At 62.1% G+C, this 14166-nt stretch carries 11 protein-coding genes; 6 read left to right on the top strand and 5 right to left on the bottom strand.

Annotation, left to right across the window (positions count from 1 at the left end):
- Nucleotides 1-106: 106 nt before the first annotated feature.
- The 4 genes from vccA to vccD are packed head-to-tail and all read left to right on the top strand — an operon-like array spanning nt 107 to nt 7009.
- A complete protein-coding gene (vccA, locus tag ACILSO_RS07990; RefSeq protein WP_395736859.1) occupies nt 107-4672 on the top strand; it encodes a Verru_Chthon cassette protein A in 4566 nt (1521 codons plus the stop codon).
- Nucleotides 4673-4697: 25 nt separating this feature from the next.
- Nucleotides 4698-5249 carry a Verru_Chthon cassette protein B gene (gene vccB, locus ACILSO_RS07985; RefSeq protein ID WP_395736858.1) on the top strand — a complete coding sequence of 184 codons (552 nt, stop codon included), beginning with the start codon at nt 4698-4700 and terminating at the stop codon, nt 5247-5249.
- Between the two features lie 30 nt (nt 5250-5279).
- Nucleotides 5280-6347: a Verru_Chthon cassette protein C gene (vccC, locus tag ACILSO_RS07980; RefSeq protein ID WP_395736857.1), complete on the top strand. Its 1068-nt coding sequence runs from the start codon at nt 5280-5282 to the stop codon at nt 6345-6347.
- Complete coding sequence (gene vccD / locus ACILSO_RS07975) at nt 6344-7009, top strand: Verru_Chthon cassette protein D (RefSeq protein ID WP_395736856.1); 666 nt, start codon at nt 6344-6346, stop codon at nt 7007-7009. The genes vccC and vccD overlap by 4 nt, the downstream gene beginning before the upstream one ends.
- Nucleotides 7010-7081: 72 nt before the next feature.
- On the opposite strand, the gene ACILSO_RS07970 is transcribed toward vccD, so the two are convergent.
- A complete protein-coding gene (locus ACILSO_RS07970) occupies nt 7082-9406 on the bottom strand; it encodes an ATP-binding protein (RefSeq protein WP_395736855.1) in 2325 nt (774 codons plus the stop codon).
- A 74-nt stretch (nt 9407-9480) separates the two neighbouring features.
- On the opposite strand from ACILSO_RS07970, the gene ACILSO_RS07965 reads away from it, so the two are divergent.
- A complete protein-coding gene (locus ACILSO_RS07965; protein WP_395736854.1) occupies nt 9481-10305 on the top strand; it encodes an HAD family hydrolase in 825 nt (274 codons plus the stop codon).
- Entirely contained in the window at nt 10302-11030 is a 729-nt protein-coding gene (locus ACILSO_RS07960) for an ROK family protein (protein WP_395736853.1), read from the top strand. Before ACILSO_RS07965 ends, ACILSO_RS07960 begins: the two co-directional genes overlap by 4 nt.
- Before the next feature lie 46 nt (nt 11031-11076).
- Here ACILSO_RS07960 and ACILSO_RS07955 read toward each other — a convergent pair whose 3' ends face one another.
- From ACILSO_RS07955 to ACILSO_RS07940, 4 genes are all read right to left on the bottom strand, one after another.
- Nucleotides 11077-12357 (bottom strand): GspE/PulE family protein, encoded by a 1281-nt coding sequence (locus tag ACILSO_RS07955; RefSeq protein WP_395736852.1) that lies wholly within the window; start codon nt 12355-12357, stop codon nt 11077-11079.
- A gap of 58 nt (nt 12358-12415) precedes the next feature.
- Entirely contained in the window at nt 12416-13186 is a 771-nt protein-coding gene (locus tag ACILSO_RS07950; protein ID WP_395736851.1) for a dienelactone hydrolase family protein, read from the bottom strand.
- Between the two features lie 150 nt (nt 13187-13336).
- A complete protein-coding gene (locus ACILSO_RS07945) occupies nt 13337-13789 on the bottom strand; it encodes an Hsp20/alpha crystallin family protein (RefSeq protein WP_395736850.1) in 453 nt (150 codons plus the stop codon).
- An 85-nt stretch (nt 13790-13874) separates the two neighbouring features.
- On the bottom strand, nt 13875-14138 hold the full coding sequence (locus ACILSO_RS07940; protein WP_395736849.1) for a DUF2934 domain-containing protein: 264 nt from the start codon (nt 14136-14138) through the stop codon (nt 13875-13877).
- Between the last annotated feature and the right edge of the window lie 28 nt (nt 14139-14166).

Here is a 14166-nt window from a genome sequence, read left to right as displayed (position 1 = left end):
CACTCATGCAGCAACCGCAGCCCCATAGGCAAAAATGAGGCTGTCGGGCACAATGTGTGAAATCAAAAAACGCGGCGCAATTTTGTGCTGCCATCGCATACACATCATGAATACATCATCCATACCAGGCATGCTCACAGGACGCAGTTTGCAACTGCTGCGCGGCAGGCGCCGCCGCCGTGCGGTGGCTCTCATCACGGTGCTGAGCGTGCTGGCCCTCACGCTGGTGCTGGTCACCGCGCTGCTCAGCGCCACACGCATTGAATACAATTCCACCGTGGCGCAGGTGGATGGTGCGCAGACGCGGCTGCATGCAGACTCTGTGATCAATCTGGCGATCAGCCAGATCCAGCAGGGCACACATCAGGACACCAGCAACTCCGGCACGGAGATCTGGTCCTCGCAGCCCGGCATGATCCGCCAGTATAAACAGGACGGCACTCTGCTGCGTGGTCTCAAGCTCTATTCAGACAGCACCATGGTGGCCAAAACGGAAACGGAGATCGCCGCTGACACGCCTCCATCTGACTGGGATAAAAAGCCTGACCAATATGTGGACCTCAATGAGCCGGTGGTGCGTGCGAACCCGACAGACCCCGCCGGAGCTCCGCGTCTCTTTTTTCCCATCATCGATCCCAGGGCCTACTCTCAGACGGCCAGCCGCTCCGTGGAGGGCTTTAGCTACTCCACCTTTGCCAACGGCGCTTCGGGCCAGACTCTCGATGGAGTGGTGGCTCCCACCAGCGGCGGGAACGAAGACAAGCAGCGCCTGCCCATGCCGGTGGAGTGGCTTTACATGCTGAAGGACGGTACGCTGGGCTACCTCGACAACACCGGCAAGTTTGCCGGCCCGAACGGAGAGACGCCCACGCGGGACAATCCCATGATTTCGCGCGTGGCCTTCTGGACCGATGATGAGTCCACCAAGATCAACATCAACACCGCCGGCGAGGGCACCCCCTGGGACACTCCCCGCCTCTTCCATGAGCGCGATGGTGAATGGGCGCGGTACCAGCCGATGATGTATGAATACCAGCGTTATCCCGGGCATCCGGCGACGGTGTGCATGAGCACGGTTCTCTTCCCAGGACAAAACATGAACCCGCGGCTGTCCGACTCCTCCGCGTTCAGCAAGGCGCTGACCTACAAGGAGGCCATCTACGATCTCATGCCTAAGATTCTCCCGGGAGGCTCGAAGGCGGGTTCCGTTTTGGTGCCGCCAAACCAGGATTTCTCCCCCACCAACTTTCAGGCCGTGCAAGCCGCGCTGGCGGAGCGCCTCTTTCCCAGCGTGGATGAATTTCTGCTCCGCTCCAACGCGCAGAAAGACGGCCAGCGCAGCGAGATTGATCTTGGCGTGAACCAGATCTGGTCAGGGCTGCAGAACTACGAAGTGCTGGAGCGCCTGCGTTCATTTCTGACCACACGCAGCAGGTCGGCCGAGACCAACCCCTTCGGCCTGCCAAAGATCAGCATGTGGCCGGTCAACCGCACGAACTCCACACGCTTCCGCACCGCCTTTGACAACACGATTGTGAACTGCTCCCAGATCGCCGGGAAAGATTATTTCTTCACACGGCAGGATAGCACCAGCGAGACGGAGCTTTCCGGCATCACACGGAACAAGCAGCTCTTTGACTACCTCATGGCGCTCACGGACCAGCCGATCCCGGGCTTTGGCGATGCGAACGCCTCCTTCGCGACCAAGTATGGCGACAACCGTGAGCAAATCCTGGTGGAGCTCTTTGACTACATCCGCTGCACCAATCTGTATGATGACACCATCGCAGAGCGAAACATGGGCCTGAATCCGTCGATCACTGGTCTGCCAGATGCGCGGACCACGGCCACCTCCGCCGGCATGGCGGCGGGGACCTTCACTCCCATGCGCAACTCCACGGGCAGCAGTTTTCCAGGTCATGGCCAGGTCACGCCCACGGTGCTGCCAAAGGGGAAGGATGAGGTCTATCGCGGCATGGGGCGCTTCCTGACCATCAGCGAGGCGGGCCTCCAGTTCATCGCCTGCGCCCAGGGCGATGCGGGTCCCAAAGGTGCCGTGCCGGGCGGGGTGAACGCGGTCAAGCTCAAGGCCAGCGGACCCGCGCCGAACGGCTACGTGCCGCCCACCTGGAAAGGCCCTGGAAGCGCCACCGTGCTGGACTGGGACAATTCAAACTTCTGGTACTCCAATTTCCCTCCCCTCAGCGCGGCCAACCAGGATCCCAAGAAAGGTTTCTACAAGACAAAGTACCCGCTCACGCACCAGCTTGAAGGTGTTGATGGCGACCAACCCAACCACCCGGGCTACAATCCCATGAACTGGAACTGGACGCTGGACACTGACACTCCGCTGGATCCTGGCGTGAAACGCGTGCAGGCCACCTTTCTGCTGGAGTGGTTCTCTCCTTCCGCAGGATGGACCCTGATCAATCCGGACCTCTGCATCGAGGTGGATGCCAGCGCCCTGACCGTCGGCGGCAAAAAAATGTTTCCAGTCAACGGAGGAAAAACGCTCATCCGTCCCTTCAAGCACATGAGCAGCGCCAATGGCGTGTATCAGCGTGGAGGCACCACGTCCTACCGCGCCTTTTTGCAGGAGCGCAAGCTGCCCGCCGTGGCCAAAGGAGTGAACGGCTACACCTCCGGCAGCATCCTTTACCCGGACACGAACATCCCGTCAGACAACAGCCAGTCTCCCTACAACGGCGGCGTCAACTACACCTACTACTCCAGCCGCGCCGGGGCGCTGCAGAACTGCAACCAGTACAACCTGGTGAGCGACTTCATCGACATTCCGGGAGGCGATGCCGGCACCATCCCGTTTGGCGGCGGCAATGTCGTGGTGAAGATCTTCAGCAACGAGAGCACTCCGAAGCTGCTGCAGACTTTTAATTTCACCTTTCCTGCGGCGCATTTTCCCTCCCCGCTGCTGGTGCAGAAAAGCGAGGACACCCGCTGGAGTCAGAACGCCGACGGCACCTGGCATATCTACGAGCCTGTGCCGGCACCCTACTGGTGGGCCTTCCATTCAGACGGCGCCCTTGGGCGTGACCGCACCGGCAAGATCACCAAGGTGGCGGCCGTGCCCTCCACGCGCATGGGCGGAAGATTCCGCTACATCGGCAATGAGATTGGCAGCTATGCCTCGAACTTTCACAACCGCGGCAACCTCTCCGTCAATGAGGACACGGTGCAGTCTCTCGTGCTGCGGCATGGCGATCCGCGCCTGACCATGGGCCAGTATGTGGTGCCTGCCACGGAGTTTGAGCAGCACCGGCTCTACGGCATTCAGCGCCTCGCGCACAACATCGTGCTGCTGAACTGGAGCGAGGGGCCGGGCCTCGACACAGGAGAGGACAAGAAGGGCTGGCGTCTGGTAAAGGATGCCAACTACAACGCCTCCTTCCTTCCGGACCACCCCTACACCGCCGCCACCGGCGCGGGCCTGCAGAAATATGGGGACTTTGACCGCGGCATCGCCAATCAGACGGATGGCGCCTACATCAACAAGCCGGACGAGGGGAACACCTACAGCGTCACCTCCACCACGGGGCAGCAGCTGGTGCCCTACTTCTCCAATTCGTGGACGACGTGGATGGGCGGCTCCACCTACTTCTCTCCCAACCGCCAGGTGGCATCTCCTGGTATGTTCGGCTCCCTGCCCACCGGCGTGCACAATTCGGGAGGCTCCGGAGGCCAGCGGCGCGAGCCGTGGCGTACGCTGCTCTTCCGCCCGCAGACCTGGAGCGCCAAACAGGGGCAGCAGTTCCACATCGGCGCGCCGCGCATGCTCAAAGGCTATGGCAAAAACGGACTGGCCATCCAGGGCATGGACCCGCCCGATTATCTCTTCATGGATTTCTTCTGGATGCCCGTGGTCGAGCCCTACGTCATCAGCCAGCCGGGTTCCACGGCAGGAAAGATCAACATGAACTACCAGATGGCGCCCTTCCGCCACATCCGCCGCGCCACCGGCCTGGCTGCTGTGATGAAAAGCGAGGTTCTCACTGCCGTCGGCACCAAGGATGCGCCGGATTACCTGCGCCGTCCATCCGGAGCTCCTTCCAACCAGACGGAGTCCTGGTTCTGGAAGGACGACTCCAGCGCCCAGGGCGGCAAATACTGGCACCGGCAGATCGACACCGAGGCGACGCTGAAACTCTTCGATGAGCGCTTCAGCTCCGGCTTTGCCTTCATCTCTCCCGCGCAGATCTGCGAGATGTATCTTCTCCCCAAGCCTGCGAACAGCTCCGACACACTCGTGCCCACCACCTGGCCCACGAGCGTCAACACCCTGCTCAAAACCGGGGCCAACAGCATCCTCACCTTCTGGGAAAACCACGCGCTGACCGCGGACAATCTCAAAGAACGGCCCTACACCAACATGTATCCGCGCCTGACCACGCGCTCCAACACCTTCCAGGTGCACATGCGCATTCAGACCCTGCGGAAGAAGCGTTCTTCGGATCCCGCGAAGTTCGTGACTGGAGTGGACACCACCGGCTCGGAATACCGCGGGTCGGCCGTCATCGAGCGCTACCTCGACTTCAATGACCCTGCTTTGGACGCTTCCAAAAACCTTGACTACGCCACTGGCAATCCGCTGTCGAAAATGTCCCTGGATGCCTTGCACCGCTTCCGCGTCCTCTCGCAAAAGCGCTTCAATCCCTGAACCTCGAGCCCGCTTTTCTCTATCTATGAATACCTCGCACACCATCCTGCGCCGTCATCGGCGCCTGCCACGCCATCCGGGTGCTTTCTCCCTCGTGGAAGTCACGATCGCCGTTGCCATCGCCGCCCTGGGGTTTGTCACGCTGCTGGGGCTGCTGCCGCAAAGCATCACCATGGCTCGCAACTCCGCCGAGATGTCCGTCGGCTCCAGGATCATTCAGAAGCTTAACGGAGACATGCAGTCCATTGCGTGGGACCGCATCACGTGGACGGGTTATGGCCCGCTGCGCTTCTTTACCAATGAAGGCCGTGAGATGACGAGCGCGGACACCACGCCGGAAGACATGGCGTCTTCCCTGGCTTTCGTGGCGTCTGTGTATGTGCCGCAGAAGCCGCTGGATGTGGTGCTGCCCTCCGGCACCAGCGGCGGGGGCTCCAGCTCCGGCACGCCGGAAACTTACGTGCGGCGGGTCAGGATCTGCGTGGCCACCTCCAACGATCCCTCCTTCAATTTCAACAGCGCATCTCCCATGCGCATCACCTCGTCCTATTCCTACATCGCCAAAATGGCCAACTGATCTGGAAACACCGCTTCAAAACCCACACCTATGAATCATTCATGTGACAGACATCGCCGGCGGGGCTTCAGCCTCGTGGAGGTGGCCCTCTCCATGGCCATCCTCTCCATGATCCTGCTGGTTTCCGTGCAGGTGCTCAATCAGACTCAGCGCGCGTGGAAACGCGGCGTCACGCGGGTGGAGCAGTTTCGCGAAGCCCGAACGGCCTTCGAAAGCATCAATGAAAATTTGCGGCAGGCCATTCTCAACACCTACCAGGCCTACCAGTACAACAGCAGCGACACGCCCACCATTCCCACCTCAAAGACGCAGGTGCCCACCAAGTATATCCGCCAGTCGGAGCTGCAGTTCATCACCGGCCCGGTGGCCACACTGCTGCCGGGTGCGCAGGCGTCCTCTCTCGTCACCCATGGCATGTTCTTCCAGGCGCGGCTGGGGCTGAGTGATCGCACAGGCTACGAGGCGCTCAACCGGCTGCTGTGCGGGCGCGGCTACTTCGTGATGTTCAGCGGCAATGACGCCTTCCGGCCCAAGCATGTGACGGCGCAGAGCTCCCGCTTTAGGCTGTGGGAATACCGGCCCACGGCGGAGGAGAACACCATTTATTCGGACAAGCCCGGCCAGTGGTTCATCAAGGCGCCAGCCAACGTGATCACCACGAGCGAGACCGCGGCCACCCCGGCGGACACGCGTCCCATTGCCGAGAACATCATTGCCTTGATCATTTCGCCGCAGGTGACGACGGATGACGCGGCGCTGAAAAAGACCACTCCCTGGTGGATCGCGCCGAAGTATGCCTTCGACTCCACCGAGCTGATTTTTACCAGCAATGACAATCCACAGGGCACCCAGCACATGCTGCCGCCGCGTGTGGAGGTGACGATGGTGGCCATCGACGAAGCGTCCGCACGCAAGCTCGCGGAAAAATATCCGGACGCGATGCCGCAGCTTGTTCCCGAAGGAGCTTTCTCACTGTGTGACAACCGGCAGAAGGACCTCAAGGCCCTCGAGGCGAGGCTCCGCGCCGAGCAGCTCAACTATCAGGTTTTTTCCAACACCATCAGCATGCGCAATTCCAAATGGGGCCTCCTTCGATGAAAACCAGCCATTCCACCACCTCTTCCTTCACTGGCGCGTTTCACCTGCATTCCCCGGCTTTTGGCTCTCGCGCCTTCAGTCTGGTGGAGATGATCGTCGTCGTCGCCATCGTGACCATGCTCTTCGCTGTGGCCGCGCCCTACACGTTCTCGGTCATTCAATCCGCCAGCCTCTCGTCCGCAGGGGACACGCTCATGCAAAAGATCTCCCAGGCGCAGCAGCGGGCCTCCTCCGAGAACCGCCCGATCGGTCTGGATTTCTTCTATTACAATCAGGACGAGATCAAAGCCTGCCATGCCATCCAGCTCGTTTCGTACGATGCCGCCTCAAACGTGGCCACGCCGCTGGAGCCGCCGGTTTACTGGAGCGAGGGCCGCGTGGTGCTGCTGGAAGGCGCGCTCTCCCCCATGTTCTCCACCAACGTTCAACCCATCAACACGGGGCTGGCGGCGCAGGAGCCGTTTAAAAAACTGGGCGCCACTTTTTATCGCGTCGTTTTTTATCCTGATGGATCCACCAGTCTGAAGATCCCGCTGCGAACCGCCTACCTCACCCTGGTCGGCGTCAAAAACTACAAGCAGGATCTGGCCACCGCGCCTGCCAACTACTACACGGTGCAGATCGATCCCGTCACAGGCCGCGGCCACTCCTACCGCCCTTGAGCCGCTCTTTCTTCACGCAGGGCGGGGAAGGTCATCGTGGCCCACCCAGCGCCTGCTTGGGGCTGCCTCAGCTCAGCTGCGCACACACTGCTCCAGAGAGAGCAGGGCGCGATTGAGTTCTGCGAAGACCACGGGCTTGATCAGGTGGGCGACGAAGCCGGCATCGCGGGAGTTTTGCTGGTCTGCTTCGGTCCCGTAACCGCTCAGGGCGATGCCCTTGAGTCCGTGCTGTTCGCGAAGGAGGTGCATGAGTTCGTGGCCGGTGCCGTCCGGCAGGCCGATGTCCGAGATGACTCCGTCAAATTCCGACTGGCTCGCCTGAGCAAGGGCGTCCGCCTTGGTGCTGACGCCTGTCACGGCATGTCCGGCGCGTGTGAGCAGACGTGAGAGCACCTGCAGACTTTGCTCATGATCTTCCACCAGCAGCAGACGCAGAGGAGCGGCCGCGGGTGCTGCCTTCGTGCTGTCACCGGCGCCGCTTTCCGGGGGCGTGGCTGGAGCTTCCTGGGTGGCGCCCGGCAGGCAGACAGTGAAGCATGCACCGCGGCCCGGTCCTTCGCTGCGTGCGTCCACCGTCCCGCCGTGAAGGGTGACGACCGCCTTGGTGATGGCCAGGCCAAGGCCCAGACCCGGGAAGCGCGCGTCCCGGTGGGGAGCACCCTGCTCAAAGGGTTCAAACATGCGCGCCTTGACCTCGGCATCAAAGCCCACGCCCTGGTCTTCGATCTCAATGCAGAGAGTGGTGCCGGCGTCCGGAGCGGGCGCGTTGTTGCGCGAGTGAATGGTCACGGTGCCGTTCACCGGAGAAAACTTCACCGCATTGCGCAGGATGTTCCAGAAGACTTGCTGCAGCCGCGTGGAGTCGCCATGCAGCTGTGTCTGGGCGGCCTGCAGGTCGAGGGAGATCCTGACGCGTTTTTCCCTGGTCTCGTCACGGACCATTTCCACCACATGGAGAAGGAGGGAGTGTGCGTTGCAGGGCTCCGAGCGCAGCGAGAGCTTTCCATGGGTGATGCGCGTGATGTCCAACAGGTCGTCGATGAGACGAGACTCCAGGGAGATGTTGCGCTCGATCATCCGCAGCTGCTGGCGCACATCATCAGAGAGTGTTTCATCCTCCTGCAGGGCGCTGGCGGTCATGAGCACCGGCGTCAGCGGAGTGCGGAGCTCATGGGAAAGCTGGGCGATGAAGGCGTCCTTGGCCGCGGAGGCGGCGCGCGCGGCATTTTCACTTTCCCTCAGCACGGTTTCCACTCTGCGGCCCTCGGTGATGTCAAAGGTGGCCCCGTCAAAGCGGGTGGGCGTGCCGTCTTCGGCATAGAAGCTGCAGCCGATGGCGCGGATCCATTTCACGCGGCCGTCCTGCGGATGCACGGTGCGGTAGTCCATTTCAAAACGTTCCTTGGAGGCGATGGCGTGCTCGATCCTGCGGCGGGTGCGCTCCCGGTCGTCCGGGTGCAGACGCTCGTAGAACAAGTCGATGTCCACCGCGGCCTCCGGCTCCAGCCAGAAGTGCTCTTTGACGACGCTGTCCCACTCCAGGGTGCCGAAGGGAAGATCACAGAACCAGAAGCCCACCTCGGCGATGTCCTTGACGATCTCGATGCGCTGGCTGGAGAGCCGGAGCGCCTCCTCGGCGGCCTTGCGCTCGGTGATGTCCTGCACCGTGCCGCGCAGACCGAGGATGTGGCCGCCGGCATCCGTTAAGGGTTCGGCGCGCGCGCTCACCCAGATTTTTTTGCCTGCGCACAAACCTTCCAGCTCGAGCGTGTATCCCACGCCCGTCTTCAGCGTTTCCTGCGCAGCCCGGTGGAGCCTGTCCCAAACAGCCGCCGGGTAGAAGACGCCGCGCTGGCCGGAAAAAGAGGGCAGGGGATCGGTGGCGGGATTGAGGCCGAAGATGCGATAGAGCTCCTCCGAACCCGTGGCGGCATCGCTCCGTGCATCCCACTGCCAGCTGCCGATGTGGGAGAGCTGCTGGGCCTCCTGGAGCTGACGCGTCTGCTCCAGCAGCGAGTGTTCGCGCAGTTTGCGCTCGGAGAGCTCGCGCTGCACCTCCTCGCGGGAGCGGTGCAGCATCTCGCCGAGAATGATGACCGCGGAGGCGATGAGGACGAAGCCGGCAAATCCCAGCATCCATGGTGCGGAGAAAGACATCTGGTTGCGCGGAGAGACCAGCAGAATGGAAACGAGGAAGAAACCGACGGAGGCGGCTGCGGCGGTGGCCGGCCAGCGGCAGAAGCGGACGGACACCACCAAGCCCACCAGCAGCGTGAGGTAGGGCAGGCGGTTTCCCAGCCAGGGGGAGAGCAGAATCCGCACCGCTATGGCCACCAGCACAATGAGCATGGCAAGGCCAAAGGATTTCAGGGATGCGGCAGCACTTTTTCGTGACATGGAAATCAGCGGCCCCAGGGGCGGGTTTGAGGGTGGAGAGAGCCTAGCGGGGACGCCTGCACCGGCAAGGCGTAATGGCACCACGCTTTGCCAGCCTGGCGGAGGCGCATGAGGCTGGGGACTGCAAGAAAAGACACAGCCAGCCGCTCTGCGGGTGCGAATTAAAAGCACTTGTGGACACCATCCAGCCTCCCTCCCCGAATGCTCATCCATGCCAGCCGCCAGACGGCCTGCGCGCGCTCGCCACGGATTTTGACGGAACCCTCGCGCATGACGGAAAGGTGAGCGAGACCACACTGCAAGGCGTGCTGCGCCTGAAGCAGGCAGGTTACAAGCTCATCATGGTGACAGGGCGGGAGTTGAATGACCTCATCGCCACTTTTCCAGAGATCCACCTCTTTGACCTGCTGGTGCTGGAAAACGGAGCGGTGCTGCATGAGCCCGCCACGGGCGGTACTCAGGCGCTGGCCGCGCTGCCGCCGCCGGAGTTCATCACAAGGCTGATCGCCAAAGGCATGCCGGTGGATGTGGGCAAGGTCATCGTGGCCACCTGGGAACCGCATGAGGCCGAAGTGCTGGCGGCGATCAAGGAGCTGGGGCTGGACCTGCAGGTGATCTTTAACAAAGGCGCGGTGATGGTGCTGCCCAGCGGCGTGAACAAAGCCACAGGACTGCGCGCGGCGCTGAGCGCCATGGGACTGGAGGCCGCGCAGGTGGCGGGCGTGGGAGATGCTGAAAATGACCACGCGTTTCTGGACATCTGCGGCTTTCCCGTGGCGGTGGCCAATGCGCTGCCGTCCATCCGTGACAAAGTGCGGCATGTCACCACGGCAGACCATGGCGACGGTGTGGTGGAATTGATCGACTGCCTGCTAACCCCACGAACCATCCAAGCATGAAAGTCCTGATGATCGATGTCGGAGGAACCAATGTGAAGCTGATGGCCAGCGGTCATGAGGGCTTCCGCCGCTTTCCCTCCGGGCGCGGTCTCACGGCTGCCAAGATGGTGGAAGGCGTGCTGGCGCAGACGGCGGACTGGTCTTATGACGCGGTCTCACTGGGATTTCCCGGGCTGGTCAGAGAAGGCAAGATTGCGCGCGAGCCGCTGAATCTCTCAGGAGGCTGGATGAGGTATGACTTTGAAAAAGCCTTCGGCAAGCCTGTGCGCATCGTCAATGATGCGGCCATGCAGGCTCTGGCCAGCTATGAGAAAGGCAGGCTGCTGTTTCTGGGGCTGGGCACCAGCGTGGGGGCGACTTTGATCGCCGATGATGTGGTGGTGCCGCTGGAGATCGGCATCATCCCGCTGTCCAAGTCGGAGGTGTTTCTTGACCGCCTGAGCAAGAAGGCGCTCGACTCCTACGGCAAGCGCCGCTGGCAGAAGGCCGTGAACAAAGCGGTGGTTTTGCTGAAAGATATTTTCTGGCCGGATCACTTCCAGCTGGGCGGTGGCAATACCAAGCACCTGGACCCCATTCCGGAGGGATGTGTGGCGGGCAACAACCAAGATGCCTTCCGCGGCGCGCTTCGCCTCTGGCCAGGGGCCGACATGCTGGCGGAAACACAGTCCACGACGCTGCGCATTGTGCGCACACCGCAGGAAGACAGCGGCGGGCAGGAGTGAAACGCTGCGCATTTTGCAGGCGCAAGGCTGCGGACGGCGGCGCGCCTCAGACTGCGGAGTCCGCGGGCTGCGCCTGCCTGCCGAGGCGCCGGAGCTCGGCGAAGGTGGTGAGCCCGGCGGCTGTTTTTTCCAGCGCATCGGCAAGGAGCGTCCGGCTGCCGGTGGCTGTGGCATGCTTTCGGAGGGCAGGCTCGTCGGCTCCGTGCACAATCAGAGTGCGCGCCTCGGTGTCCAGCCGCCAGACTTCGAATACGCCGATGCGGCCGTCAAACCCGGTGCCGGCGCAGACATCACAGCCGGCGGGTTTCCACAGGCGCGCAGGGGCGGAAATACCATGGGTGGTGAAGCTCTCCCGCTGCGCGCTGGTGATTTCAGTTTCCACGCGGCAGCGGGAGCAGAGGCGGCGCAGCAGGCGCTGCGCGACGCTGACCTCCAGCGCGGCACTGATCTCCCAGTTTTTCACGCCGTAGTTTCGCAGCGCCGTCACAGCGCCCACGGAGTCGCGCGCGTGAAGGGTGGAGAGCAGGGCCTGGCCACTGCCTGCCGCAGTGATGGCGGTGTGCGCGCTTTCGGGATCGCGAATCTCGCCGAGCAGCAGGAAGTCCGGATCAAGCCGCAGCATGGCGCGGATGGCGTCCGAAAAAGTCAGCCCACGTTTTTCATTCACTTCGATCTGGGTGATGCCGTCCATGAGGCTCTCCACGGGATCTTCCAGCGTGACGATGCCGCACGGCTGGCGCTGAAGCTCGCGCAGCAGAGCATAGAGCGTGGAGGTCTTTCCAGAACCCACCGGGCCGCACACGAGCAGCATGCCCTGAATTTCGGCGAGCCAGTTGCGGAGGTGGGACTGCTCGGGCCCGGACATGCCAATCTCGTCCAGGCGCAGCACGGCGCGCAGGCCGTCCAGCAGGCGGATGCCGAGCATCTCGCCATTTGGAGTGGGCACGACGGTGATGCGCAGGTCCAGCTGCATGCCGCCCGCATCCATGCGGGCATGGCCATGCTCGGCACGTGCCAGCGCCGAGGTGTCCATCTGGGCCAGGACTTTGAAATACGTCACGATGTGACGCCCGGAGACTGTGGGGATGACCGCCACATCATGCAGCAGGCCATCCACCCGCATGCGCACGCGTGTGTCCACAGCACCCGGCTCCACATGCAGGTCCGAGGCTTTCCAGTTCAGTGCGTCGCTCACCAGCGCCATGGCCAGCTCCTCGGTGAAAGGCAGGTCCGCAGGGGGCGCGTGCTGCTGCAGAGTTTTGTGAAAACGCTCGGCCAGGCGCGGCTCGATCTGGCGTTCGTTGGCGGGAATGGCTCTGTGGATCATGGCCGGATGGTGGGTGACAGCGCCTTCATTGTCAGCGGGCTTTGATGGCGGGGCAAGCTCACTTGCTGTCATGGGGCGGAAACACTTGGGAAGACCTCCTGTGCCAGGTGGCGGAGATGCCCATGTGGCGGAGAAACCAGTCTTCGCTGATCTGCGCCACCTGCTCGAGCCTGCCAGGCTCCGCGAAGAGATGCGTGGCACATGGCACCACGCGAAAGTCCTTCTCACAGCGCAGCTTTTCAAACGCCTCGTTGTTCAGGCAGAGCACCAGTTCGTCATAGCCGCCCACGATCAAAAGCGTGGGGCAGCGCACCTGGGGCAGCGCGCTGCCTGCGAGGTCGGGACGCCCTCCACGGGAGACCACCGCCGCGATGCTGTCTCCGAGTCTGGCGGCCGCCATCAGAGCCGATGCCGCACCCGTGCTGGAGCCAAAGTAGGCCAGCTTCAAGCCGTGCAGTTCCGGCTGCTCTTCCAGCCAGTGTGTGACGCCGACGAGCCGCTCTGTCTGCTGATCCAGATCAAAACGCAGCGCGCTGGTGCTGGCGTCCTGCTGCTGCTCCTTGCGTGTGAGCAGGTCAAACAGCAGCGTGCCGAATCCGGCTGCATGGAAACACTTCGCGACGAACTGATTGCGCGGGCTGCTGCGGTTGCTGCCGCCACCGTGGACAAAGATCACCACGCCATGCGCGTGCGCTGGCAGATGCAGTTCTCCCTGAAGGTCTGCGTAGGCGGTGGGAATGTTCACCGTGGCGTGATACGCCCCTCTGGAGGAGGTGTTCATCGGGCCGGGGAGTTGCGCCGCATGTGATTTGAAAGGTTCATGGTACATGAGGCTGAGATGGGTGAAGGGGGCGGCCGAAACAAACATGGACGGTGCAGCTCAAATGATGGGGCAGGGAGGTGCTCAGAGAACCAGCCAGCGACCGTGAACGCGGCTGTCTGCATCCGCTGTCCCCATCATTTGACACTTGATGGCGGACTACTGCACCTTGACCTCAATGCTCTTGGGTTTGGCTTTCTCATCCTTGGGCAAATGCACGCTGAGCACGCCGTCTTTGAATTCGGCGCTGACCTTGTCGCCATTGACGCAATCGGGCAGGGTGAAGCTGCGCAGAAAGCTGCCGTAGGAGCGCTCAATGCGGTGGAACTTCTTTCCTTTCTCCTCCTTCTCGCTCTTGCGCTCGCCGGAGATGGTGAGCTCGCCGTTCTCAACGCTGACCTTCACCTCCTCCTTCTTCAGTTCGGGCAGCTCGGCTTTCACGAGGTATTCGTTGCTGTCTTCGCTGATGTCCACCAGCGGCGTCCATTGGGCGACAGTCAGGGTTTCTTTGCCGCCGTTTTTGGCAAGGACGTTCAGGCCAAAGAGGCGGTCCAGGCGGCTTTCAAGGCTGCCAAGTTCACGCAGTGGGTTCCAAGTCGATAAGGCACTCATGTTGTTTGTTTTTTTAGATTCGGTCGGCGGAAGGTGGTTGCTGGCCGGTGCAGACTTTCCGCCAGTGGCAGCCTGCACCGGAGATTCATCGGGCGCTGATCCGTTTCGTGGCGGCACTTGCATGGTTCCTGGCGGCCGGCTTGCCCTTGGCTTTGGTTTTGGCGGGCACAGCGGATTTTTTTTCGGCGGCGGGCCGGGGCTTTTCTTTGCCAGACAGCTGCTGCTCGGCCTGCAGCCAGAATTCGAGATCTTGTCCGGCAGGGGAGCCGGATTTCTGCCAGAGGTGGTAGGCGAGCAGGCTGATCTCTTCGTAGCGGTGCTCAGGCCGGTGGGGTGGCGTGGAGTTCATGGGTGTGGTGCGTTGGGTGGGTGAATGG

Origin of the sequence: Prosthecobacter sp., assembly GCF_044226605.1 — a bacterium.
GTDB lineage: Bacteria > Verrucomicrobiota > Verrucomicrobiia > Verrucomicrobiales > Verrucomicrobiaceae > Prosthecobacter.
This window is presented reverse-complemented; position numbering and strand designations above follow the sequence as displayed.

Excerpts from the sequence above, each read along its gene's own strand:
- ACILSO_RS07960 (WP_395736853.1), top strand. The coding sequence starts at position 10,302 with ATGAAAGTCCTGATGATCGATGTCGGAGGAACCAATGTGAAGCTGATG.
- vccC (WP_395736857.1), top strand. The coding sequence starts at position 5,280 with ATGAATCATTCATGTGACAGACATCGCCGGCGGGGCTTCAGCCTCGTG.
- ACILSO_RS07965 (WP_395736854.1), top strand. The coding sequence starts at position 9,481 with ATGGCACCACGCTTTGCCAGCCTGGCGGAGGCGCATGAGGCTGGGGAC.
- vccA (WP_395736859.1), top strand. The coding sequence starts at position 107 with ATGAATACATCATCCATACCAGGCATGCTCACAGGACGCAGTTTGCAA.
- vccB (WP_395736858.1), top strand. The coding sequence starts at position 4,698 with ATGAATACCTCGCACACCATCCTGCGCCGTCATCGGCGCCTGCCACGC.
- ACILSO_RS07950 (WP_395736851.1), bottom strand. The coding sequence starts at position 13,186 with ATGTACCATGAACCTTTCAAATCACATGCGGCGCAACTCCCCGGCCCG.
- ACILSO_RS07970 (WP_395736855.1), bottom strand. The coding sequence starts at position 9,406 with ATGTCACGAAAAAGTGCTGCCGCATCCCTGAAATCCTTTGGCCTTGCC.
- vccD (WP_395736856.1), top strand. The coding sequence starts at position 6,344 with ATGAAAACCAGCCATTCCACCACCTCTTCCTTCACTGGCGCGTTTCAC.
- ACILSO_RS07955 (WP_395736852.1), bottom strand. The coding sequence starts at position 12,357 with ATGATCCACAGAGCCATTCCCGCCAACGAACGCCAGATCGAGCCGCGC.
- ACILSO_RS07940 (WP_395736849.1), bottom strand. The coding sequence starts at position 14,138 with ATGAACTCCACGCCACCCCACCGGCCTGAGCACCGCTACGAAGAGATC.
- ACILSO_RS07945 (WP_395736850.1), bottom strand. The coding sequence starts at position 13,789 with ATGAGTGCCTTATCGACTTGGAACCCACTGCGTGAACTTGGCAGCCTT.